This window comes from Idiomarina seosinensis (assembly GCF_003987275.1).
Classification (GTDB): Bacteria; Pseudomonadota; Gammaproteobacteria; order Enterobacterales; family Alteromonadaceae; genus Idiomarina; species Idiomarina seosinensis.
This window is the reverse complement of record NZ_PIQF01000001.1, coordinates 794,244-819,138: the sequence shown is the minus strand read 5'-3', so window position 1 is coordinate 819,138 and position 24,895 is coordinate 794,244. Positions and strand designations below refer to the sequence as shown.

General features: G+C 46.8%; 19 protein-coding genes. 12 read left to right on the top strand and 7 right to left on the bottom strand.

Translation table 11 applies throughout. The features are described from left to right. The first annotated feature begins 1 nt into the window (after position 1). Positions 2–3,886 carry an ATP-dependent RNA helicase HrpA gene (gene hrpA / locus CWI81_RS03940; protein ID WP_126783914.1) on the top strand — a complete coding sequence of 1,295 codons (3,885 nt, stop codon included), beginning with the start codon at positions 2–4 and terminating at the stop codon, positions 3,884–3,886. 76 nt (positions 3,887–3,962) lie between these two features. Here the strand turns inward: hrpA and CWI81_RS03935 are convergent, their stop codons facing one another. The 6 genes from CWI81_RS03935 to ubiG form a co-directional block, all read right to left on the bottom strand. Further along, positions 3,963–4,229, bottom strand: coding sequence for a GrxA family glutaredoxin (locus CWI81_RS03935; RefSeq protein ID WP_126783913.1), 267 nt, complete (start codon positions 4,227–4,229; stop codon positions 3,963–3,965). A 136-nt stretch (positions 4,230–4,365) separates the two neighbouring features. Further along, complete coding sequence (gene yfaE / locus CWI81_RS03930) at positions 4,366–4,629, bottom strand: class I ribonucleotide reductase maintenance protein YfaE (RefSeq protein ID WP_126783912.1); 264 nt, start codon at positions 4,627–4,629, stop codon at positions 4,366–4,368. A gap of 5 nt (positions 4,630–4,634) precedes the next feature. Continuing rightward, positions 4,635–5,768: a class Ia ribonucleoside-diphosphate reductase subunit beta gene (nrdB, locus tag CWI81_RS03925; protein ID WP_126783911.1), complete on the bottom strand. Its 1,134-nt coding sequence runs from the start codon at positions 5,766–5,768 to the stop codon at positions 4,635–4,637. Positions 5,769–5,784: 16 nt separating this feature from the next. After that, positions 5,785–8,121 (bottom strand): class 1a ribonucleoside-diphosphate reductase subunit alpha, encoded by a 2,337-nt coding sequence (gene nrdA, locus CWI81_RS03920; RefSeq protein ID WP_126783910.1) that lies wholly within the window; start codon positions 8,119–8,121, stop codon positions 5,785–5,787. A 278-nt stretch (positions 8,122–8,399) separates the two neighbouring features. Continuing rightward, positions 8,400–9,116 (bottom strand): HAD family hydrolase, encoded by a 717-nt coding sequence (locus CWI81_RS03915; protein ID WP_126783909.1) that lies wholly within the window; start codon positions 9,114–9,116, stop codon positions 8,400–8,402. A gap of 12 nt (positions 9,117–9,128) precedes the next feature. Then, positions 9,129–9,854, bottom strand: coding sequence for a bifunctional 2-polyprenyl-6-hydroxyphenol methylase/3-demethylubiquinol 3-O-methyltransferase UbiG (gene ubiG / locus CWI81_RS03910; RefSeq protein ID WP_126783908.1), 726 nt, complete (start codon positions 9,852–9,854; stop codon positions 9,129–9,131). 170 nt (positions 9,855–10,024) lie between these two features. Between ubiG and gyrA the strand changes: the two genes are divergently transcribed. From gyrA to CWI81_RS03855, 11 genes are all read left to right on the top strand, one after another. Continuing rightward, positions 10,025–12,646: a DNA gyrase subunit A gene (gene gyrA, locus CWI81_RS03905; RefSeq protein ID WP_126783907.1), complete on the top strand. Its 2,622-nt coding sequence runs from the start codon at positions 10,025–10,027 to the stop codon at positions 12,644–12,646. Beyond that, positions 12,639–13,724 (top strand): 3-phosphoserine/phosphohydroxythreonine transaminase, encoded by a 1,086-nt coding sequence (gene serC / locus CWI81_RS03900; RefSeq protein ID WP_126783906.1) that lies wholly within the window; start codon positions 12,639–12,641, stop codon positions 13,722–13,724. The genes gyrA and serC overlap by 8 nt, the downstream gene beginning before the upstream one ends. Before the next feature lie 42 nt (positions 13,725–13,766). Next, a complete protein-coding gene (gene hisC, locus CWI81_RS03895) occupies positions 13,767–14,867 on the top strand; it encodes a histidinol-phosphate transaminase (protein WP_126783905.1) in 1,101 nt (366 codons plus the stop codon). 14 nt (positions 14,868–14,881) lie between these two features. Then, positions 14,882–16,177 (top strand): 3-phosphoshikimate 1-carboxyvinyltransferase, encoded by a 1,296-nt coding sequence (aroA, locus tag CWI81_RS03890; RefSeq protein ID WP_241970336.1) that lies wholly within the window; start codon positions 14,882–14,884, stop codon positions 16,175–16,177. Between the two features lie 92 nt (positions 16,178–16,269). Further along, positions 16,270–16,959 (top strand): (d)CMP kinase, encoded by a 690-nt coding sequence (cmk, locus tag CWI81_RS03885; protein ID WP_126783904.1) that lies wholly within the window; start codon positions 16,270–16,272, stop codon positions 16,957–16,959. Positions 16,960–17,087: 128 nt separating this feature from the next. Then, the gene (gene rpsA / locus CWI81_RS03880) at positions 17,088–18,764 is read left to right on the top strand and encodes a 30S ribosomal protein S1 (protein WP_126783903.1); all 1,677 of its coding nucleotides are present in this window, start codon (positions 17,088–17,090) and stop codon (positions 18,762–18,764) included. A gap of 36 nt (positions 18,765–18,800) precedes the next feature. Further along, the gene (locus CWI81_RS03875; RefSeq protein ID WP_126783902.1) at positions 18,801–19,085 is read left to right on the top strand and encodes an integration host factor subunit beta; all 285 of its coding nucleotides are present in this window, start codon (positions 18,801–18,803) and stop codon (positions 19,083–19,085) included. A 94-nt stretch (positions 19,086–19,179) separates the two neighbouring features. After that, positions 19,180–19,470 (top strand): lipopolysaccharide assembly protein LapA domain-containing protein, encoded by a 291-nt coding sequence (locus tag CWI81_RS03870; protein WP_126783901.1) that lies wholly within the window; start codon positions 19,180–19,182, stop codon positions 19,468–19,470. Next, positions 19,471–20,628, top strand: a complete 1,158-nt coding sequence (gene lapB / locus CWI81_RS03865; RefSeq protein WP_126783900.1) for a lipopolysaccharide assembly protein LapB — start codon at positions 19,471–19,473, stop codon at positions 20,626–20,628. A 4-nt stretch (positions 20,629–20,632) separates the two neighbouring features. Beyond that, positions 20,633–21,331, top strand: a complete 699-nt coding sequence (pyrF, locus tag CWI81_RS03860; RefSeq protein ID WP_126783899.1) for an orotidine-5'-phosphate decarboxylase — start codon at positions 20,633–20,635, stop codon at positions 21,329–21,331. Between the two features lie 113 nt (positions 21,332–21,444). Next, entirely contained in the window at positions 21,445–21,789 is a 345-nt protein-coding gene (locus CWI81_RS03855) for a ComEA family DNA-binding protein (RefSeq protein ID WP_241970335.1), read from the top strand. A gap of 72 nt (positions 21,790–21,861) precedes the next feature. On the opposite strand, the gene rne is transcribed toward CWI81_RS03855, so the two are convergent. After that, positions 21,862–24,798, bottom strand: coding sequence for a ribonuclease E (gene rne, locus CWI81_RS03850; protein WP_126783898.1), 2,937 nt, complete (start codon positions 24,796–24,798; stop codon positions 21,862–21,864). Between the last annotated feature and the right edge of the window lie 97 nt (positions 24,799–24,895).

Below are 24,895 nucleotides of genomic sequence, written 5' to 3'. Positions count from 1 at the left end.
TATGGATCCACAAGCGCTGATTCAGCAGTATCAGGCCGAGCTTGAACAATGTACGTTACAACAGGCCGCGCAATTGCGCGGTCGTTTACGTGGGCTACGGAAAGTTAAAAAAGCTGAGCGACAACAACAAATTCTGCAGCGAATAAAGCAGGACCTGGAGGACGCTCAAATCAGCTACCTCGCCAGAGCGGAGCAGCGCTTCGTTATTGAGTATCCTGATCAGCTTCCGGTGGCGCAGCAACGAGAGCAAATAAAGCAGGCTATAGAACAGCACCAGGTAGTGGTGGTGGCCGGCGAAACAGGCTCCGGTAAAACCACTCAGTTGCCTAAGATGTTGTTAGAAATGGGTTACGGGCGGCGCGGAACCGTTGGCCATACTCAGCCAAGACGGCTAGCCGCGCGCAGTGTGGCGGCAAGGATTGCGGAAGAACTTAAGGACAGTCAACAACGACAAGTCGGCTATAAAATTCGCTTTCAGGATAAAACCGCCGAAACCACAGCTATTAAGCTCATGACCGACGGTATGTTGCTGTCGGAGCTACAGAATGACCCCTTATTATTGCAGTACGATGCAATTATTATCGATGAGGCGCACGAACGCAGTTTAAACATCGACTTTTTATTAGGTGTGCTGCATAAGTTATTACCAAAGCGCCGCGATTTAAAAATCATTATCACCTCAGCAACAATCGAAACCGAACGCTTTTCCAGTCATTTTAATGATGCACCGGTACTGACAGTCAGTGGCCGAACCTATCCAGTCGATGTGCGCTATCGACCGCCCACTGACGGTAAAGCCTCGGAGACAGATGTATTGCAGGGTTTGCTAGACGCTGTGCAGGAATTGCAGGCAGAAGGTCCCGGCGATATTCTAGTTTTTGCCAGTGGTGAACGCGAGATAAGAGATTACGCGGAAGCCATTAATGAATTGCAGCTGCGAGATACGGAAGTATTGCCGTTATACGCCCGGCTGTCGTCGCATGAACAAAACAGAGTGTTTCAGACACATTCCAATCGGCGTGTCGTTATCGCAACCAATGTGGCGGAAACCTCGCTGACGGTGCCCGGTATTCGTTATGTGGTCGATCCGGGAACGGTTCGTATTAGCCGCTACTCATATCGAACTAAAGTTCAGCGCTTACCGATTGAAGCGATTTCACAAGCTAGCGCTAATCAACGGAAAGGCCGTTGTGGCCGTATTGGTCCGGGTATTTGTATTCGCTTATACAGCGAAGAAGATTTTATCTCGCGTCCAGAATATACAGACCCCGAAATTTTAAGAACCAATCTGGCTGCCGTTATTTTACAAATGTCAGCGCTAAAATTAGGCGATATCCGTGAATTCCCGTTTGTACAAAAGCCCGATGAGCGGTTCGTTAAAGATGGACTTAATTTACTGGAAGAAATACACGCGATTGAAGCCGGTCGTAAACAGCATCAACCCAAATTGACAGAAATAGGCAGACAGCTGTCAAAGTTACCGCTGGATCCTCGGTTAGCCCGGATGGTTCTGGCCGGGCAGCAATACGGCTGTGTTCGTGAAATGTTGGTTATCACTGCAGCTTTAAGTATTCAGGACCCACGTGAACGTCCGCACGAAGCGAAACAAAAAGCAGACCAATGGCACCAGCGCTTTGAAGATAAAACGTCGGATTTTAATGCCTATCTGAACCTCTGGAACTATCTAACGGAGAAGCAAAAATCCCTGACCGGTAATCAGTTCCGGAAACAATTAGCGCGTGAGTTTCTGCATTTTATGCGTATTCGTGAATGGCAGGATATTTACACTCAAAGTCGGCAGGCCATCCGCGAAATGGGGCTACGAATTAATGAAGAGCCGGCAACTTTTGAACAAATTCACCGGGCTGTGATCAGTGGTTTGATTTCGCAGGTTGGTATAAAAGATCAAAAACATGAATATCAGGGAACTCGGCAGACCCGGTTTCATATTTTTCCAGGGTCTCATCTGTTTGGTAAACCACCCAAGTGGGTCGTCAGCGCTGAATTGGTTGAGACTTCCAAATTATTCGCACGAGTAAATGCAGCAGTGGAGCCCGAATGGATTGAGCAAGCTGCAAGCCACCTGGTAAAACATCAGTACTTAGAGCCGCATTATGAAGCCAAACAAGGTAGTGTTGTTGCCGATCAGCAAGTCACGCTATTGGGGCTTATTCTAGTCGGCAGGCGACGGGTACAGTATGGTCCGGTAGCACCAGTAAAAGCGCGTGAGCTCTTTATCCGTGAGGCATTAGTGCAGGGCCAAATAAAACGTCAGCTGCCGTTTATTAAGCATAACCTACAGTTAATCGAGAGTGTGCAGGAGCTTGAAGCTAAATCGCGGCGGCGCGACATTCTTGTGGACGAACAAGAGTTATTTGATGCCTACGACCGCTCAATTCCACAAGGTATTTTTACCGAGAAGTTGTTAGCGGGCTGGTGGCATAAAGCCAGCAAGCAGCAGCCAAAATTGTTATTTTTTGAGCGTGACGATTTAATTGGTGGAGATACCTCGCATATTACCGAACAGGAATACCCTGAATTCTGGCGTCAGGGGAACCTGCGCTTACCGCTCACCTATAACTTTGAGCCTAATGCCGAGGACGATGGTGTTAGCGTTAATATTCAGTTAGCTATCCTTAATCAGGTCAGCGAAGACGGATTTGACTGGCATATTCCCGCTTTACGCGAGGAGCGTATCGCTGCGCTAATAAAGTCGCTACCTAAGCCAATACGGCGTAACTTTGTCCCGGCACCAAACTACGCTGGCGCGGTAGTAGCTGATATCGAGCCAATGGAGGGTAGCCTGAAGGAAGCGATGAGTGACAAGCTACGCCGTATGAGCGGTGTCAGGGTCGAACCTGAGCACTGGAATGAAGAGGCTGTTCCGCTTCATCTACGAATGAATTTTAAGATTTTCGATGGAAAGAAATTGATCCGTGAGGGGCGCGACTTGCCACTACTAAAAGATCAGCTTGCCGGCCGGGTGCAAAAACGTCTGGATAAGTCAGCCGGCGAAGACGTTAAACGTAGCGATGTCGAAGACTGGGACTTTGAGCAATTACCCAAGGTTGTTAGTGAAAAGCAGCATGGTTTTGAAATAAAAGCATATCCGGCATTAACACCTGCTGAGGGTAAATTGTCGATACAAATGTACGACAGTCCTGAGGAGGCGCAACAGCAACATCAGCTGGGTGTGCGCGAGTTGTTGCTTAAACAGGTACCTTCACCGGTTAAATACTTACAGCAGTCACTTTCTAATAAAGCAAAGCTGTCGATGTATTTTAATCCGTGGGGGAAGGTTGATGTATTAATAAAAGACTGTATCGCAGCAGCCGTTGATGAAATTATTCAGGAAAATATTCAGCAAGGGCGAGATATTCGTGATCAACAGAGCTTTCTTCAAGTCAAAGAGCAGGTTAGAGCCGAGTTAAACCCGCGGGTTGAAAAGATCGCCAGCTTAGTTGAACGCTGTTTACTGCTAAATCAAAAGATTCGCAAACAGTTAAAGGGAAAAATCCCACTCGATCAAATTCAGTCTCGGGGAGACGTTCAGAAACAACTGGATGAATTAGTCTTTAAAGGTTTTGTTAGTCAGTTAGGGGCATCGCGGCTGACTGATGTGGAACGCTATTTAATGGCGCTGCTAAAACGGCTGGAGAAATTACCGGTGGATCCGAATAAGGACCGGTTACTGACAATTAGCCTGGATAGTCTGGAGCAAGATTACAAAAAGCTACAGAGAAAATATCCGAAAGTAGTACCAGAAGAGGTCAAAGAAGTTTACTGGATGTTACAGGAGCTACGCGTATCGTTCTTCGCGCAAACGCTTGGCACTAAATACCCGGTTTCCGAAAAACGTGTCCGCAATGCGATGGCGGAACTTTAAACCAAAAAGCCGAGGACTATTACGATGTTAGACAAATCGAGAGTGGTCCTCGGCTTCACTGCTTGAACGGTATCAATTACGCCGCGTACAAGCCTAAATGTTCTTTTGCGTAGGCTTCAAATTCTGTAAAGCCACCAACATGAGTTTCGTCGACGAAGATTTGAGGTACGGTGTGAACCGGGGCGCCGACTGTTTTTTCTAAGTCTGCTTTAGTAATCCCTTCGGCCTGGATATCCACATAACGGTAGTCAAAGTCATCGCGATCAGCTTTTAACTGATCAGCTACATCTTTGGCGCGGACACAAAATGGACAGCCTGGACGGCCAAAAATCACGGTAAACATAGTAAATCCTCTTTACTGCTAAATATAATTGAATGAAATCTCTAAAACTGACGAGCATTATCCATTTTTTTGACCCCATTAACAATGAATCGAAACGATAGGGGTTATCGATATTGTGAATACAGTTTTTTGGGCATTAATGATCAATTTCAAGATCTGATTCTGGAACACAACAGCATGGCAATATGTCGCCTTTACGAATATACGCCAGAGGATCGGTTAGGTAGCGTACACTACCGCTTTTTAAGGTTGACCGGCATGCACCGCAAAAACCGCTTTTGCAGTGATAGTTAACCTCTAATTTATGGGCTTCGAGTGCTTCTAATAGAGTACCTTCAGAAGCGTCAACGGCAAGCTCGTGCTCGCCGTTGACTATCACCTTAAATACCGACTGGGTCATTTGCGTTACAGGTCAAAGTCGCCTAAATCTGACGCATCGACGCTACTGTCGATTTGGCCAACTAAGTAGGAGCTAATTTCTGCTTCCTGCGGAGCAACCTGAACGTTATCGGAAACAAGATATTTGTTCATCCATGGCAGTGGGTTGGAACGCTGCTCAGGGAAGGGGGCGTCAAAGCCAATGGCTTGCATTCTTAAGTTGGCAATGTACTCGACGTATTGGCAGAGCATGCTTTCATTCAGACCAATCATCGAGCCATCTTTAAATAAGTAATGCGCCCACTGTTTTTCCTGCTTGACCGCAGTCATGAAGATCTCATAAGCATCGTCGCGAAGCTCTTCAGCAATTTCCTTCATTTCTGGGTCATCTTCGCCATATTGCCATAAGTTAATCATGTGCTGAGTCGACGTCAGGTGAACGTTTTCGTCGCGGGCGATTAAGCGAATGATTTTTGCATTACCTTCCATTAATTCACGTTCGGCGAATGCGAAAGTGCAGGCAAAGCTGACATAAAACCGAATTGCTTCTAACGCATTAACCGAGTTAATGCATAAAAACAGCTTCTTCTTGAGCTCGCGCATGGTGACATTGTAGATTTCACCGTCGACTTCAACCTCGCCTTCGCCATGGGTTTGCCATAGCTGGGTATAGAAGATCAGATTGTCATAGTATTGCGAGATGTCGTTGGCTCGCATTTTTATCTGTTCGTTAATGACAATGTCTTCAAACACTTCACTCGGGTCGCTAAATAAATTGCGCAGAATGTGAGTGTAAGAACGAGAGTGAATAGTTTCGAAAAATGACCAAGTCTCAATCCAGGTTTCTAACTCTGGCAGGGAGACTATTGGCAGGAGCGCGATATTCGGGCTACGCCCCTGGATCGAGTCAAGCAATGTTTGGTATTTCAAATTAGAGATAAAAACATGCTTTTCACTGGTCGTTAACTTATTAAAGTCGACACGATCACGACTGACGTCCACTTCTTCAGGGCGCCAGAAGAAACTGATTTGTTTTTCGATCAGTTTTTCAAAAATACTGTGTTTTTGCTGATCATAGCGCGCCACGTTAACTGAGTTACCAAAGTACATTGGTTCATTCAGCGGGTTTATTTGCGCTTGATTAAAGGTTGAATAAGACACTCGGTAAACTCCCTTATTAAATCTTGCAGGCACCACCAGCGCAGTCATCATCGTCTTCGATAACAACTTCAGCCGGGCTTTGTGCTTGTGGCTTATTCGCTTGACGCCGGTTTTCACCGATGTCCGCCTGATTATCTGCTGCACCATCACGGGTGTTATGGTAATACAGTGTTTTTACACCCATCTTATAGGCAGTCAGCAAGTCCTGAAGCAATTGCTTCATAGGAACTTTGCCGCCTTCAAATTTAGCGGGGTCGTAGTTGGTATTGGCTGAAATTGTCTGGTCGACAAATTTTTGCATGATACCTACCAGCTGCAGATAACCCTTATTATCCGGGATTTGCCACAGCAACTCGTACTTATCTTTAAGGTTCTCGTAGTCTGGGACCACTTGCTTGGTGACACCGTCTTTTGATGCTTTCACACTAACAAAGCCGCGTGGCGGCTCAATGCCGTTAGTGGCGTTAGATATTTGCGACGAGGTTTCTGACGGCATTAGTGCTGACAGTGTAGAGTTGCGCATGCCATATTGTTGGATATCTTTGCGCAACTGCTCCCAATCAAGGTGCAATGGCTCGCTACAAAATGCGTCCAGATCTTTCTTATAAGTATCTGTTGGCATAATGCCCTGCGAGTAGGTTGTTTCGTTGAACTTAGGACACTGACCTTTTTCTTTGGCCAGGTTCATCGAGGCTTTCATTAAATAGAACTGTATTGCCTCGAATGTCTTATGCACCAAGGAGTTGGCAGAGCCATCCGAATATTTAACACCGTGCTTAGCCAGATAATAAGCAAAGTTAATCACCCCAATTCCCAGGGTACGACGATTCATGGTTGCGTTATAAGCCGCTGGAACCGGGTACTCCTGATAATCAAGCAAACTGTCCAATGCTCGCACGGCTAGATCGGCCAGCTCTTCAAAATCTTCCAGTTTCTCGATTTGTCCCAAATTAAAGGCAGACAGAGTACATAACGCTATCTCGCCTTCCTCGTCATTCACATGACTGAGTGGCTTGGTGGGTAGAGCTATTTCTAAACAAAGGTTGCTTTGCCGGATAGGAGCAACCTTAGAATCGAACGGACTGTGGGTGTTGCAGTGGTCGACGTTTTGTACGTAAATACGGCCAGTGCTGGCACGTTCTTGCATAAACAGACCAAACAGCTCAATCGCCTTAATGCGTTTTTTGCGGATGCTTTCGTCTTGCTCATACTGCACGTATAAACGCTCGAATTCATCCTGGTCTTCAAAGAACGCGTCATATAGGCCAGGTACGTCCGATGGACTAAACAGAGTGATGTAACCGTCTTTAATCAGACGCTGATACATGGTCCGGTTAAATTGCACGCCATAGTCGAGGTGACGAACACGGTTTTCTTCGACCCCACGATTATTTTTCAATACCAATAGATTTTCGACTTCTAAGTGCCAAAGCGGGTAGAAGAGGGTGGCTGCACCACCGCGCACACCGCCTTGAGAGCAGCTTTTAACCGCTGTTTGAAAGTACTTATAAAACGGAATACAGCCGGTATGGAAGGCTTCACCATTGCGAATTGGGCTACCCAGTGCTCTGATGCGACCTGCATTAATACCGATACCAGCACGCTGTGATACATATTTTACAATGGCGCTGGCGGTGGCGTTAATCGAATCTAAACTATCACCTGTTTCTATTAGAACGCACGAAGAAAACTGACGTGTCGGAGTGCGGACACCTGACATAATTGGCGTAGGCAGCGATAACTTAAAAGTAGACACAGCGTCGTAAAAACGCTTGATGTAATCCATCCGCGTGGCTTTAGGGTAATTGCCGAATAAGCACGCAGCGACCAGCATGTATAAGAACTGAGCGCTTTCATAAATATCACCGGTCACTCTGTTTTGCACTAAGTACTTATTTTCTAACTGCTTGACCGCTGCATAAGAAAAATCCATGTCACGCCAGTGGTCGATAATCTCATCCATTTGATCAAACTCTTGCTCACTAAAGTCGTCTAGCAAGTGCTCATCATAACGGTGTTCCGCCACCATCTTTTTAACATGGTCGTACAAGCGGGGGGGCTCAAACTTCCCATAAGCGCGCTTGCGCAAATGGAAAATAGCCAGCCGTGCAGCCATATATTGATAATCCGGAGCTTCTTCGGATATCAAATCTGCTGCTGCTTTAATAATAGTTTCATGAATATCTTCGGTTTTAATACCGTCATAAAACTGAATATGGGATTTAATTTCGACCTGCGAGGCAGAAACATTATTTAGGCCTTCGGCAGCCCACATAATAACCCGGTGAATTTTATCAAGGTTGAGAGGTTCACGTTGACCACTGCGTTTCGTAACGAATAATTGATCGTTCATTTTAGCGCCGACTCTTATCTATTTGTTATATTGGTGTGGCCACAAGATATTGTGTAAAAAACCTTCTAATTAGAAAATCAACACAATATCTAGGGGTCTTTGATTTACCAGTATGCTAGAAGTAACGCCGTCAGTGATCAAGTCAAATTAGATGAAAAATCTAAGAAATAGCGGTTGCAAATTTGCCGGATTTGACGCAACGCTTTAGCGGCTTGCGTTTGCGATTAACTAACCGGCATATAATATTTTTGTCTTTTATTTTTTATTTTTAGTATTACTCATTCTATAGCGCTGGAGTCGCGGCCTAAATCATCAATTGAGAGTATCTTTAATAACTCCAGGGGTGTTTCAATCGTGTAGTCTGCACCCCAACGTTGGGGCTGGTCCTGATCACTGATGTAACCGTAACCGGCAAGCACGGTTACCATGCCGGCATTCCTGCCGGCTTCTATGTCACGTTCGGCGTCGCCCACATAAACACAACAGTCAGCAGCAACGCCTAATTGCTGTGCCGCATGCAGTAGCGGTTCAGGGTGAGGCTTAGAAACGTCCAGGGTATCACCTGATACAACCACGCTAATGGCATGCAAGTCTCTAAAATAAGGCAATAGCCTGGTAGTAAGTAGCTCCGGCTTATTAGTCACAATGGCGACTTCAACGGTGGCTTCTTTTAGCGCTTGCAGCAACTCGGCAACACCTTTAAAAGGCTGAGTAGCATGCGCGATATTGTCGTTATAGTAGCTGAGAAATTGTTCTCTTAGGTGTTTGGCTTGAGCGCCATCGGCAACTGCCATTTGCTCAGCAAAGGCCAGGTTCAGCAAACCGCGGGAACCGTGAGAAGCAATTGGTGTATAGGTTTCGGCGCTGATTTCAGGCTGTTGATACTGACGGCAGAGATAATTAAGCGCCGCGCCTAAATCGGGGGCCGTATCCAATAGGGTTCCATCAAGATCAAACAGCACTGCCTTAACCGGTTTATTGTCGATAGCGTTCATACAAAGGTGACCTTAATATTTTTTCAGGCTAACAATATAATTAACATCAACATCATGTGGGTGCAGATGGAAGCCTTTAAGCGGGTGATAAACAATGCCATTCATTGTTTCTGCTTGTAATCCTGCGTTATCGGCCATTGACAGTAGTTCTGACGGCTTAATAAATCGTTGGTGGTCATGAGTTCCTTTGGGTACCCAGCGCAAGACATGCTCTGCGGCAACAATGCCGAGCAACCAGGACTTGGTATTTCTATTTAACGTAGAAAAGAAAACCTGTCCGCCCGGGCGCACCATTTTCGCACAAGCGCGCACAATCGACTCCGGGTCTGGTACATGCTCGAGCATTTCCAGACAAGTCACCACATCAAATTGGCCACTATGTTGCTCGGCGAAATTCTCTGCAGCGATGCACTCGTAATCAATATTAAGCTGGCTCTCCAGTGCATGTAACCGCGCAACTTCTAATGACTGCTCGGCTAAATCGATACCTTTTACTTTAGCGCCTCGCTCAGCCAGACCCTCCGTTAACAAACCGCCGCCGCAGCCGACGTCAACCACCTGCTTACCGAATAAGCCTGCCACTTGTTGCTCGATAAAGTCCAGCCGCAGCGGGTTAATCTTATGCAGCGGTTTGAACTCGCCCTCGGGATCCCACCAGCGCGACGCTAACGCCGAAAACTTCTCTATTTCAGAGGGATCAACATTGTCATTGTTCGAAAATTGTTCGTTTTTGCTCATAGCTTGTACTCAAAAGAGGTTAGCGCCTTAGCGGCAACTTAAGGCTGATAATGGCCGATAGCATACCGCAGCCAGCGATTGTTAAAAAGAGGGTGCGAGATGGTGTTGGTATGGGTACAATGTCTAGATCATTATAAAAACGAACTAGCGGATCTTTTAGGGACAGAAATATGAGCGATCTTGCCAGAGAAGTGTCACCCGTCAACATTGAGGATGAACTGAAAAGTTCTTACCTTGATTACGCTATGAGCGTTATCGTTGGCCGGGCATTACCTGATGTACGCGACGGCTTAAAACCGGTTCATCGGCGCGTATTATTTGCGATGAACGAATTACGGAACGACTTTAACAAGCCTTACAAAAAATCGGCTCGTGTAGTCGGTGATGTTATTGGTAAGTATCACCCTCACGGTGATTCAGCAGTTTACGACACAATTGTACGGATGGCGCAGCCATTTTCCTTGCGCTACACCTTGGTCGATGGTCAGGGTAACTTCGGTTCGGTCGATGGTGATTCCGCAGCAGCTATGCGTTACACCGAAATCCGGATGGAAAAAATAGCCCATCAACTGTTAGCCGATCTCGACAAAGAAACCGTCGACTTCGTCGATAACTACGACGGCACAGAACGTATCCCCGATGTATTACCAACGCGGATTCCAAACCTGTTGGTTAACGGTTCTTCCGGTATTGCCGTTGGTATGGCGACCAATATTCCACCTCACAACTTAGTTGAAGTGGTTGATGGTACGCTGGCACTGATTGAAAATCCGGACATTACCATTGATGAATTGATGGAATACATTCCGGGTCCTGACTTTCCAACCGCAGCTAGTATATCCGGTCGTTCCGGCATTGTTGAAGCCTATAAAACTGGCCGTGGCCGTATCCATTTGCGCGCAACTGCAGAAATCGAAGTGGATGAAAAAAGCGGACGCGAAAGTATTATCGTTACGGAGATCCCGTATCAGGTTAACAAAGCCCGCCTTATCGAAAAAATCGCTGAACTGGTTAAGGAAAAACGACTAGAAGGCATCAGCGGACTGCGTGATGAGTCTGATAAAGACGGCATGCGGATTGTGATTGAAATCCGCCGCGGTGATGTGGCTGAAGTGGTGTTGAACCACCTTTATGCGAACACTCAAATGCAGGTTGTGTTCGGTATAAACATGGTAGCTCTGGATAAGGGCCAGCCTCGCTTATTTAACCTGTACGATATGTTGAACGCGTTTGTACGTCACCGTCGTGAAGTGGTTACCCGGCGGTCCGTGTATGAGTTACGCAAAGCTCGTGAACGTGCGCATACCTTAGAAGGCTTAGCAATTGCGCTGGCCAATATTGATGAAGTGATCGAGCTGATTCGGCGCTCGCCAACGCCAGCAGAGGCAAAAGCAGGATTAACTTCACGCAGTTGGAAATTGGGTGGCGTAAGCGCGATGCTAGAAGCCACCGGTGTTGATGCAGCGCGACCTGATCACTTGCCAGAAGAATACGGCATTCGCGATGGCCATTATTACCTGACCGAAGAACAGGCGCAGGCGATTCTCGATCTTCGTCTACATAAGTTAACAGGCCTTGAGCACGAAAAAATCCTGGAAGAATACAAAGGCATCTTGGATCAGATTGCTGAACTACTGAAAATCTTGCGTTCAACAGAACGTTTGATGGAAGTTATTCATGATGAACTGGTTGAAGTACGCGATAACTTTGGTGACCAGCGCCGCACAGAAATTACCGCCGCTGCGCACGACATCAGCATGGAAGATTTAATTAACGAAGAAGATGTCGTGTTAACCCTGTCACACGAAGGCTACGTTAAATATCAGCCATTAACTGAATACGAAGCGCAAAAACGGGGTGGTAAGGGAAAAGCTGCGACTAAGATGAAAGATGAAGATTTCGTCGAGCGCTTGTGGGTGGCAAACACACACGACACGATTCTTTGCTTCTCAACCCATGGCCGTATCTACTGGATGAAAGTATATCAGTTACCGCTGGCTAGCAGGGCGTCGCGTGGTAAACCGATTGTTAATTTATTGCCGCTGGAATCGAATGAACGGATCACGGCAATATTGCCAACGCGTGATTACCCCGATGATAAATTTGTCATTATGGCCACCAAAAACGGTACGGTGAAAAAGACTCCATTGGCAGATTACTCACGCCCACGTAATGGCGGCATCATTGCTCTTAATTTAAATGAAGGTGACGAGTTAATTGGTGTTGATATCACGGACGGCAACCAAGAAATTATGTTGTTCTCAGATGCCGGTAAAGTCGTGCGCTTTAAAGAGGATCAGGTTCGTTCTATGGGACGTACCGCGACCGGTGTACGCGGTATTCGCATGGAGCCGGGTCAACAGATGGTCTCGTTAATTGTGCCGCGTGAATACGAAGAACAGGAAGCGGCAATACTAACCGTGACTGAAAACGGCTTTGGTAAGCGTACGCCAGTGGGTGAGTATCCAACTAAGAGCCGTGCAACTAAAGGTGTTGTCTCAATTAAAGTCAGCGAACGTAATGGCCCTGTAGTTGGCGCGATGGAAGTTATCGATGGTAACGAAATCATGCTGATCAGTAACAAAGGTACGTTGGTTCGAACTCGTGTCCATGAAGTTTCTGTAGTCGGTCGAAACACGCAGGGCGTTCGCCTTATTAGAACGGCCGATGACGAGAAAGTAGTTGGTTTGCAGCGTATCGATGAGATGGAAGAAGAAGATGAAGTGATCGACGCAGAAGCAACGGAAACAACTGACACTGAAGAAAAGGCTGAAGGCAATAACGATGAGTGATCTGTTCAACTTTTCTGCCGGCCCGGCGATGCTTCCTAAGGAAGTCATGCAGCAGGCGCGGGAAGAACTTTTGAATTGGAATAATACCGGTGTCTCGGTGATGGAATTTTCGCATCGAGATCCGGCATACGTGAAAATGGCGCGTCAGGCCGAGCAAGACTTACGTGACTTATTGAATATCACGGACGATTACGAGGTCTTGTTTCTGCAAGGTGGTGGCCGTGGCCAGTTTTCTGCGGTACCACAAAATATCGCTGCAAAGAGCGCTACGGTTGACTACCTGGACACTGGTATCTGGTCGGGTTATGCCATTCGTGAAGCGGCGAAGTACGTTAGCAAGGTAAATGTAGCTGGCGGTTGCCTGGAAACAGGTAAGGGCAAGGCGATTGCGCCACAAGAGCAGTGGCAGTTGTCTGACAATGCGGCCTACTTTCACTATTGTACCAACGAAACGGTTGATGGTATTGCCTTGCATACACCACCCGCGGGAATTGAGGCTCCTTTAGTTGCAGATATGTCTTCCAATATACTGTCGGAGCCTTTAGATGTAAGCAAGTTTGGTATTATTTACGCGGGTGCGCAGAAAAATATTGGTCCGTCGGGGTTTGCGATTGCGATCGTAAAAAAGGATCTGTTAGGTGAGCCGCAGCCAGAGCTGAGTTCAATTATGGATTATCAGCTGCAGGCAAAAGATGGTTCTATGTACAACACGCCGAATACCTTTGCCTGGTATTTGTCAGGTCTGGTGTTCCAATGGTTAAAACGTCAGGGTGGGCTTGCAGGAATCGGTCAGCTTAATCAGCAAAAGGCCCAGCTGCTTTACGATTACGTCGATCAATCAGAGTTCTATCGCAATGAAGTACATCCTGATTATCGGTCGATAATGAATGTTCCATTCCAATTAGCAGACGATAGTTTAGACCAAAAGTTCTTACAGGAAGCAGCAGCGGCTGGCCTGATTGGCTTAAAAGGCCACCGGTTTGTCGGTGGTATGCGAGCCAGTCTCTACAACGCTATGCCAATAGCGGGCGTTCAAACCCTGATAGACTTTATGGATCAATTTCAGCGCAAACTATAAAAGACAAAACCCATATAAAAACAACAAGAATAGGTAGTGACTATGGCAGCTTTTGATGCAACAGCGGCGGCAAACTCTGGGGTTAAAAAATTACAACCCTATCAAGCCGGTAAACCAATGGATGAATTGCAACGGGAACTGGGATTATCCCATGTAGTTAAGCTTGCTTCTAATGAAAACCCTTTAGGTTTGAGTGAGAAGGTGCGTACTGCGTTACAGGCAGAACTCAGTAATTTAATTCGGTATCCCGATGCCAACGGTTTTTATCTAAAAAGTAAGCTGGCTGAACTGCACCGGGTTGAACCACAGCAGATTACCCTGGGCAACGGCTCTAACGATGTATTAGAGATTCTCGCTCGTACTTTTGTGAGTGCCGAAGAAGAGGTTATATTCTCCCAGCACGCCTTTGTTGTTTACCCATTAGTTACTCAGGCAATTGGGGCCAAAGGGGTGGCAGTTCCGGCAAAAGATTATGGTCACGACTTAGAGGCAATGGCCGCAGCCGTTACTGATAAAACTAAAATGATTTTTGTGGCTAACCCCAATAATCCAACCGGCACTTTTTTGACCACTGAACAGATAAAAGATTTCTTAGATAAAGTACCTCCGCATGTGATTGTCGTGCTTGATGAGGCTTATTACGAATATGTACCCGAGCCAGAACGCGCACCGTCTATTGACTGGCTGCAGCATTATCCTAATTTGGTGGTTTCACGCACCTTTTCTAAAGCCTACGGTTTAGCAGGACTTCGTGCTGGGTATGCAGTCAGTAGTACAGAAATAGCTGACCTTATGAATCGCATTCGTCAGCCGTTTAACGTCAATGCTTTATCGCTGAAGGCAGCAGAGGTGGTATTAGACGACCATGACTATCTGCAGCAGGCGGTTCAGGTCAATCAACAGGGTATGAAACAATTGGTCGAGTTTTGCCAGCAGCAGGGCTACGATTATATCCCATCGTACGGTAATTTCCTAACCATAGAGTTTGGTCCGAAGGCGATGGATATTTATGAAAAACTGTTGCACGAAGGGATTATTGTGCGGCCTGTCGGTGGTTACCAATTACCCAATCATTTACGCGTTAGTATTGGCTTAAAAGAAGAAAACCAGGCCTTTATTGATGCCATGTTAAAAATTGGGTAGCAGAGAGAAGATTAGTGAGTCGCCGTACAGAAAGTATTACTCTGAATTCTCGTCCGTCCTGTATTGGTGATGTCACCTTACCGGGTTCTAAAAGTATAGCTAATAGAGCTCTGTTGCTTGCGGCAATCAGCCCACGTCCAGTCATTTTACACAACCTGCTGCGCAGTGATGATACTGCGCGCATGTTGGAGGCGTTAGCCGCGTTGGGTGTTAAGGTTATCGAAGAGGACACTACGACGCTGCAAGTGTTTGGCTGCGGTGGTAGCTGGGAATCCATTCCTGAACGACTGTCACTGGGCAATGCAGGAACGGCAATGCGCCCTTTAATAGCCGTTCTTTCCGCAACATTGACTGAGCACTCAATCATTTTAGATGGTGACCAACGGATGCGAGAGCGTCCGGTAAAACACCTGGTCGACAGTCTGCAACAACAGCAAGCTAACATCCATTATCGTGAGCAACCGGGTTATCCGCCGTTGAGTATTGGGCCTGGTTTGCAAGCTGGAGACTTCGCTATTGATGGCAGTGTTTCCAGCCAGTTTATTAGTGCATTGCTAATGGCTTTACCGTTATTGAAGCGCGACTCTACGCTGAACTTAACCGGCGACATCGTCTCAAGGCCTTATATTGATTTAACGCTGGCGATGCTTGCTGAATTTGGAATTAGCATAGAGCCACTATCGGCCAGCAAATTTACTATTCCCGGTAACCAACAACTGCAACCGCCGCAAGACTACTATGTGGAAGGCGATGCCAGCGGTGCCAGCTACTGGATGGCCGCTGCCGCTATAACTGGCGGACCCATTACCATTCATGGTGTCGGTGAAGACTCGATCCAGGGCGATGTAGCTTTTGCCGAGGTGATCAAGGCGATGGGAGCTACGGTAGAGTTTCAGCAAAACGCTATTAAGGTGATGTCTGATGGTCCGTTAAAAGGCATCGACTTTGATGGTAATCAAATTCCTGACGCTGCTATGACTCTAGCGCCACTGGCCTTGTTTGCTAAGGGCCGTACTATCATTCGGAACGTGGCTAATTGGCGAGTTAAAGAGACCGATCGATTGCGTGCATTAGCTACGGAGTTACGCAAAACCGGAGCCAAGGTAGAAGAGGGTGAGGACTTTCTTGTTATTGAGCCGCCAGCGCAATGGCAGCATGCAATAGTGGATACCTATGATGACCACCGGATTGCCATGTGTATGGCACTAGCTGCTTTTTCTCCAGTTGGTGTAACCATAAATGATCCCCAATGTTGCGCAAAAACTTACCCGCAATTTTTTACCGAGTTTGCTCGGCTTTGTAATTGTTGATAAAGGTTTCTTGGTAAAGGGTGCAAAAAAATACCAAATGCGTATAATTGCGCCGCTAATAACTGCGATAGGCAGGGCAAATAGAGGATTTTATGGCAACGCAAATACCGGTTATCACGATCGATGGCCCGAGTGGCTCAGGAAAAGGAACCGTTAGCCGCCTTTTAGCAGAAAAGCTAGACTGGCACTTGCTTGATAGCGGTGCGATTTATCGAGTTTTAGCATTAGCGGCATTGCACCATGACTTCACCGTCGACGATGAACAGAGTCTGGCAGCGCTGGCCTCCGATCTGGATGTGAAGTTCGAAGCCGATAAGGAAGAGGCATTAACCCATATCATCCTTGAAGGCGAAGACGTCACTCTTACTATCCGTACTGAGAAAGTCGGTAATATGGCCTCAAAAATAGCCGCGCTGCCGCGGGTACGCGAAGCACTTCTAAGACGGCAACGTGCCTTTAAAGAGTTACCCGGATTGGTAGCTGATGGCCGTGACATGGGCACGGTAGTATTTACCGATGCGGATGCCAAGGTGTTTTTAACCGCATCTGCAGAGGAAAGGGCAGAGCGTCGCTACAAGCAATTGCTAGAGAAAGGCTTTGATGCTAATATTGACCAATTAATAACCGAAATTAAAGAGCGCGACGATCGCGATACTAATCGCCCTGTAGCGCCGTTAAAACCTGCTGACGATGCATTATATTTAGACTCAACCGAGTTAAGCGTAGAGCAGGTACTGGAACAGATTCTGACGTTTGCGCATAGCAAATTGTCTCAAGACTAGCTAACTCACAAGCAATTAGGCTTGTTGAGTTATTTAGGTGTCTGCCGTAAGGAAACACGCAGACTTTATTCATAACCCCGCTGTACAGGAAGTTCAGTGGACGTCATCTAAAAGCGAAGTTATTTAATATGTCAGAAAATTTTGCACAGCTGTTTGAAGAAAGCCTGAAAGAAGTCGAAACTCGCCCGGGCTCCATCGTTAAAGGTACTATCGTTGCCATCGAGAAAGATCTGGTATTGGTAGACGCAGGCCTTAAATCTGAAAGTGCTATCCCAGCCGAACAATTCCGTAATGCTGAAGGTGAGCTAGAAATCAGTGTTGGCGATCAAGTCGACGTTGCACTAGATGCAGTAGAAGATGGTTTCGGTGAAACGATTCTTTCACGCGAAAAAGCGAAGCGCTACGAAGCTTGGCTGCAGCTGGAAAAAGCATACGAAGACAACGCAACTGTTACCGGTATTATTTCTGGTAAAGTTAAAGGTGGCTTTACCGTTGATCTTGGCGGCGTTCGCGCATTCTTGCCAGGTTCATTGGTTGACGTACGTCCAGTACGTGAAACTGCTCACCTGGAAAACAAAGATCTTGAATTTAAAGTTATCAAGCTTGATCAGAAGCGCAACAACGTTGTGGTTTCTCGCCGTGCTGTTATCGAAAAAGAGAACAGTGCAGAGCGTGAAGAGCTGCTTGAAAACTTGCAAGAAGGTCAGGAAGTACAAGGTATCGTTAAGAACCTTACTGACTATGGTGCATTCGTTGATCTTGGTGGTGTTGACGGTTTGTTGCACATCACTGATATGGCTTGGAAACGCGTTAAGCACCCAAGTGAAATCGTTAACGTTGGCGATGAAATTACTGTCAAAGTACTTAAGTTCGACCGTGAGCGCACGCGCGTATCACTGGGTCTTAAGCAATTGGGTGAAGATCCATGGGCAGATATCGCTAATCGTTATCCTGAAGGCACCCGCCTGACCGGTCGTGTTACGAACCTGACTGATTACGGCTGCTTCGTAGAAATCGAAGAAGGTGTTGAAGGCTTAGTACACGTGTCTGAGATGGACTGGACAAACAAAAACGTTCACCCATCTAAAGTGGTTAACCTGGATGACTCTGTTGAGGTTATGGTACTTGAAATTGACGAAGAACGTCGTCGTATTTCACTTGGCCTGAAACAGTGCAAGCCTAACCCTTGGGAAGAGTTCGCTAAGAACCACAACAAGGGCGAGCAAGTTAGCGGTAAGATTAAGTCAATCACTGACTTCGGTATCTTCATCGGTCTAGATGGCGGTATTGACGGTTTGGTTCACTTGTCAGACATCAGCTGGAACGCAACTGGCGAAGAAGCTGTACGTGATTACAAGAAAGGCGAAGAAGTAACTGCCGTAGTCATGCAAGTTGACGCTGAGCGTGAGCGTATCTCTTTGGGCATTAAACAGCTTGAAGAAGACCCGTTCAACAACTACTTAGCAGCTAACAAAAAAGGTTCTCTTGTAACAGGTACTGTCAGCGAAGTTGACGCTAAAGGTGCTAAAGTAGAACTGGCTGACAGTGTTGAAGGTTATGTACGCGCAGCAGATATTTCTCGTGACCGCGTAGAAGACGCTTCAACTGTACTGAGTGTTGGCGATACCATTGAAGCTCGCTTCATGGGCGTTGACCGCAAAAACCGTACTCTGAGCTTGTCTATCCGTGCGAAAGACGAAGTGGAAGAGAAAGAAGCGGTTGAGCAGGTTAACAAGCAGCAGGACAGCTCAGGCATGAACAGCGCAATGGCTGAAGCCTTTAAAGCAGCGAAAAACGACGACTAATTTGGTGTAAACACCCAACGACCGGGAGGAGTAGGAATGACGAAATCGGAGTTAATTGAACGATTAGCACTGAGGTATCAAGACTTATCTCCTGCGGTCGTTGAGTCTGCTGTTAAAGATATCCTTGAGCAAATGGTCCAAAACCTTGCCCATGGTAAACGGATTGAGATTCGTGGCTTTGGCAGCTTTTCTCTGCACTATCGAGCACCTCGCGTTGGACGAAATCCAAAGACCGGTGAGAGGGTGGAGCTGAATGGTAAGTATGTTCCTCACTTTAAAGCTGGTAAAGAGTTAAGAGAACGAGTAGATAATTTAACGTGATCTTTGCGCTCGATTGATAAAAACGGCATGCTATAATGGCATGCCGTTTTTTTATGGCTGCACCAATACTCGATAAGCGCAGGTAAGGACACGCATGTTAAAAAAACTACTGTTTATCATTCCGGTTTTATTGATATTTTTTATCGCGCTCGCTTTTGGTGCGCAAAACGCAACCTTGGTTACCGTTAACTTTCTGATTTTAGAAAGTGAGCTGTCGGTAGCAGCCGTCGCCGGCATATTCTTAGGCCTTGGATTTATAATCGCACTCGCGTTTTATATCCTATCGCTGCTTAAATGGAAGCTGCGTTATCGCCGCTTGCTTAAAAAGTTCCATGCAAGCCGGTCAGCATCGAATACTATAGAGCATCATCAGGATCAACGTTAAATGCTTGAGCTGCTGTTTTTATTACTGCCTGTTGCCGCCGCCTATGGATGGTTCATGGGCAGAAACAGCGTGCGCAGTGAAGAACGTAAAGAACAACAACGTTTCTCTAAACAGTATGCGACGGGTTTAAACCTACTTCTCTCTGATCAACCTGATAAAGCGGTAGATTTATTTGTTGAGTTGTTAGACGTGGACAGCGATACGTTGGAAACTCATTGGACTCTAGGCAAGTTATTTCGTCGTCGTGGTGAAGTTGAGCGGGCCATAAAAATTCATCAAAATCTTACTTCGCGTCCCAATATTGCGGAAAATGACCGTTTGACTGCGATGTATGAATTGGGCAAAGATTATCTCGCCGCTGGTATTTATGACCGTGCTGAACAAATGTTTTCAGGACTCCAGCAGCATAAGGTGTTTCGCGAGAAAAGTCGCAAAAATTTACTTGAGCTATTTCAGGCTACCCATGAATGGGATAAAGCGATAAAAGTTGCTCTTAGGCTAACTAAGGACGATCGCAGTGTTGAAGCTGTTGTAGCGCAGCTGTTCTGCGAGCTAGCAGATAACGAACAGCACGTTGAATCGGCGATTAAACATTACAAAAAAGCACTCAAGCATGACCCACGCTGTGTCAGAGCCAGTATCTCGCTGGGTCAGTTATATTCCCGCCAGGGACAGCGTAGAGTAGCGAATAATTACTACGAAAAAGTCCTACAACAGGATAAAAGCTTTGTCTGTGAAGTATTGAAGCCGCTTGAGCAGTGTTATAGAGAGCAGGGCGATATGTTGCCCTATATTGAGTTTTTGCAGCACTGTGTAGAACAAGATGCAGGTACCAGCGCCACGATTGCGTTATCGGAGTATATTTTTCAAACGCAGGGCGGCGAGGCGGCAGAGCGATTTATCCGGACCAGTATGGAAACACACCCGACGATGCGCGGCTTTCATCAGTTAATGGACTTTCATATTAGAGCCGCGGATGTTGGCAATGCCCGGGAAAGTTTAAAAGTTTTGCAAACAATGGTCGCTGAACATATCAGTCAACGACCTAAATACAGTTGTCGGCACTGCGGCTTTGCGGGGCATACGCTGTACTGGCAATGTCCAAGTTGTAAGAGCTGGAGCACAACAAAACCTATCATAGGACTAGATGGTGAATAGCGTTATGAAACTTCCCCGAATTTATGTGGCACTTGATTATCATAATAGAATTCAGGCAGACGCCATGGTATCGCAGCTTGATCCGCAGCGAGTCGGCTTAAAAGTTGGCAAAGAGTTGTTTACCACAGAAGGGCCCGACTGGGTTGCTGAACAGGTGGAGCGCGGTTTCTCAGTATTTCTTGATTTAAAGTTCCATGACATACCGAATACGGTGGCTAAAGCAGTAGCTGCTGCCGCACGATTGAACGTAGATATTATTAATGTGCATGCCAGTGGCGGCTTAAAAATGATGCAGGCAGCCAAACAAGCATTAGCGGATGTTGAAAAGCCACCGCTATTAATAGCGGTTACTGTATTAACCTCTATGGATGAAACAGATCTTCAGGGTATTGGTATTGATCGTTCCGTTGAGCAGCAAGTTTTAAAGCTTGCGCAACTGGCCGAACAAGCGGGTCTGGATGGCGTAGTTTGCTCAGCGCAGGAAGCAGAAATGCTGCATCAACGGTTTGGTAATGAGTTTAAGTTAGTAACACCAGGTATACGACCGGCAGATGCTCAGCGTGATGATCAGAAGCGTACCTTAACGCCGTCAGAAGCGGTCGACAGGGGAGTGGACTACATGGTTATTGGTCGCCCAATAACACAGTCAGACAATCCACATCAGACGGTTTTACAGTTATTAGCTGAACTGGACAACGATTAATTCTTATAAGCCAGTAATCAATCTCTGCTTTTGCGGTTTGTTGCTGGCACTTTCGTTCCCCTTCACTATAGTAGGTATGCTGCATTGTGCAGTGAGATAAAAGGATATCTACTATGTTACGGAAAACATTTCTTGCACTATCAACTGGTACACTGCTAGTTGGTGCTATGTCAGTGTCAGCGTCACCGTTAAACCTGAACAACTCAATGGCGGCTCCTTTACCTATTCTGCAGCAAGGCCAGACGACCGAGCAAGCGGCTCCACTGCTTAATATCAATACGGCTACGGCACAACAGCTGGCTGCTGTGATGATTGGAGTTGGTGGGAAACGGGCTGAACAAATTATAGCTTTGCGTGAGCAGTTAGGCGGATTTACTGAATTTGAACAGTTGCTTGATGTAAAAGGGATCGGCTTAAAAACATTAGAAAAAAACCAATCTTTAATTCGACTTGATTAATTGCCTTCCAATAAAAAAAGCCCCAACCATTAAATGGGTTGGGGCTTTAAAGTCGTTATTATCGACTATCAACTACGAACATTTTGCCATATCGGCATTTGCCTGCGAAGTTGAAGAGTTAATGGACGCTACACGTTCATCTTTAGTAAAGGCAATACGCGCAGTGGCAGTTGCTACCGGGAAGGGTGAAAACTCGCTTTGACGATCTACCGCTGTCGCTTTAGTCATCTCTGAAAAAGCTTTATGATGCGCGTTAGCAGGGTAGATAGGCTGACTATTATGAGCTAGTTTGCTGTTTTCCTGCTTATCACGCTTGCGCTTTTGACCTGCTGCTCGCAAGTGACGCGGTGACCGACGAGAACGATTACGCTCCTGCTTTGGTTCTGCCTCAGGCTCAGCTGAAGTTTCTGCAGCCGCTTCGGGCTTAGGCTTAGGCTCAGGTTCAGGTTCAGCACCAGCCTTAGTCGGCGCTTCTGCTACTGGCTCTGGCTCAGATTCAGCTGGGACTTCGGATGCTGCTTCTGTCTTAGTTTCAGGCTTCGGCGGTACCACTTCGCCAGACTCTGGCTTAGATTCTGGTTTAGGCTCTGGTTTAGGCTCTGGTTTAGGTTCTGGTTTAGGTTCTGGCGTTGGCTCAGGTGTTACCGCGGCCTCGGATTCCGATACCGACTCTTGTTGCTGTTCCGCTTGTACAATTTCGGCAGCAGCCTGAAGGCGAGGGTCGCGAACTTTTGACGCTAATTTTTGCTGGCTTGGCTGACGTTGAGTCTGCTCTTCCGATTGCTCAGTCTTTTGCGTTTGCTCTGGAGCCTTGGTTTCAGGCTTAGGCTGTTCATCGGTAGCGGCCGACGCGTCGGCCTTCACCCGCACTGAACGTTCCAGCGGCTTCTGCTGACGACGTTTCTTCGGTGCTTGCTGAGTGGTCTCTGCTGATTTCTCTTTAGTAACAGACTCGTTTTGTACATTATCTGTTGCTGTTTCAGTCTGGGCTGTTTGCTCAGTCTCTTGCTTCCGACCTTGTGAACGATTACGGCCCCGGCCCCGGCGATTATTACGACGGTTGTTGGACGAACGGTTATCTTGACGTTCATCTTGTCGTTTATTGTCAGCACCATCTTGTTGCTGAGCCGGAGCTTCGGTTTCCTCAGCTTTCGGTTTGCGATTATCGGTATTACGGTTGCGGTTGCGAGTATTACTGCCACGATTATTGCGCCCACGGCGTTGCTGATTATTACCTGAGCGACGGTTGTTAGCGCGTTGGCGCCGCTGCTGTTCAGCTGTAGATTCTTTTTCTTCACTATCGCTGGCAAACAGCTCAGAGAACCACTTGCCGAGTCGGCTAAGCAATGACGGTCCCGCTTTTTTAACAGTCGGAGCCGCTGTAGTTGCAGCCACTGCCGGTGGCGGTGTGGTTGGAGCTTGTAAACCTTTTAAGGCAGGCTCCTCGATTTGCTGGCGATCTTTGGTTAACGTAATAGCTACGCTTTCGTCTTTTTCTTGCTTTTGCACTAATTGGAAACTTGCCGCTTCAGGAACTTCATCATCACGGATACGGATAACTTCAAAATGTGGCGTGTCCAGGTGGTGATTTGGAATAATCACCGCTTTCACATTATGGCGTTCTTCGATTTTATTAACGGCTGAGCGTTTTTCATTAAGCAAATAGGTAGCTACCGGAACGGGCACCTGGGCCTGAACCTGAACCGTATTATCTTTAATAGCCTCTTCTTCGATTAAACGCATTATCGACAGAGCTAAAGACTCACTAGAGCGAATGGTTCCCTGACCGTCGCAACGAGGGCAAACACTGTTTGCTGACTCGCCAAGAGAGGGGCGTAAACGCTGGCGTGACATTTCCAGCAAACCAAACCGCGAAATACGAGCAACTTGTATACGCGCCCGATCATGCGCAAGGCTATCGCGTAAGCGGTTTTCTACGTCACGTTGGTGACGTGCCGGTGTCATATCGATAAAATCAATAACAACCAATCCACCAAGATCTCGTAAGCGAAGCTGACGGGCAATCTCTTCCGCCGCCTCAAGGTTGGTTTGCAGCGCCGTCTCTTCTATGTCGCCACCTTTGGTAGCGCGTGAAGAGTTAATATCGATAGAGGTCAGAGCTTCAGTCGGATCAATAACGATAGAACCGCCAGACGGGAGTCTAACTTCACGTTGGAAGGCTGACTCAATCTGACTTTCAATTTGGTAGTGGCTGAATAATGGAACGTCGCCATCGTACAACTTAACGCGATTTAGAAAGTCCGGGCGAATTTGCTGAATGTGCGTGCGTACCTGCTCATAGACTTTCTTACTATCGATTAACACTTCACCAATGTCGCGGCGCAAGTAGTCGCGTAGAGCGCGGAAAATAACGTTGCTTTCCTGATGAATCAGAAACGGAGCAGGGCGGCCACTGGCGGCTTCGCTGATAGCTGTCCAGTGATGTAATAGAACATTGAGGTCCCACTCTAACTCTTCTTTCGACTTACCTACACCGGCAGTACGGACTATAAGGCCCATCTCCTTCGGTACATTCAAGTCACTTAATGCTTCTTTTAGCGCAGAACGCTCATCCCCTTCGATGCGACGTGATATGCCGCCAGCGCGAGGGTTGTTTGGCATTAGCACCAGATAGCTGCCTGCTAATGAGATAAAGGTAGTTAGCGCAGCGCCTTTTTGACCGCGTTCTTCTTTATCTATTTGAACAATAACTTCCTGGCCTTCAGAAACCACGTCCTTGATATTAGGACGGCCTTTAAAGGTATAACCTTCGGGGAAATAAGTTTTCGCGATTTCTTTGAGAGGCAGGAATCCATGGCGGTCAGCGCCATAGTCAACAAAGGCAGCTTCTAAGCTGGGTTCAATTCGAGTGATTTTTCCTTTGTAAATATTTGCTTTTTTCTGTTCGTGTCCCGGGCTCTCTATGTCCAGGTCGTATAACCGCTGGCCGTCGACCAGAGCGACACGCAATTCTTCTAATTGCGTGGCATTAATTAGCATTCTTTTCATTACTGTGACTCAATTTTTATTAGGCCACAGCATGACACGCTGTTCAGCAGCGCTATTGCACTATCGTTAAATTGTTGTCTGCAGCCCGCGATTTTTA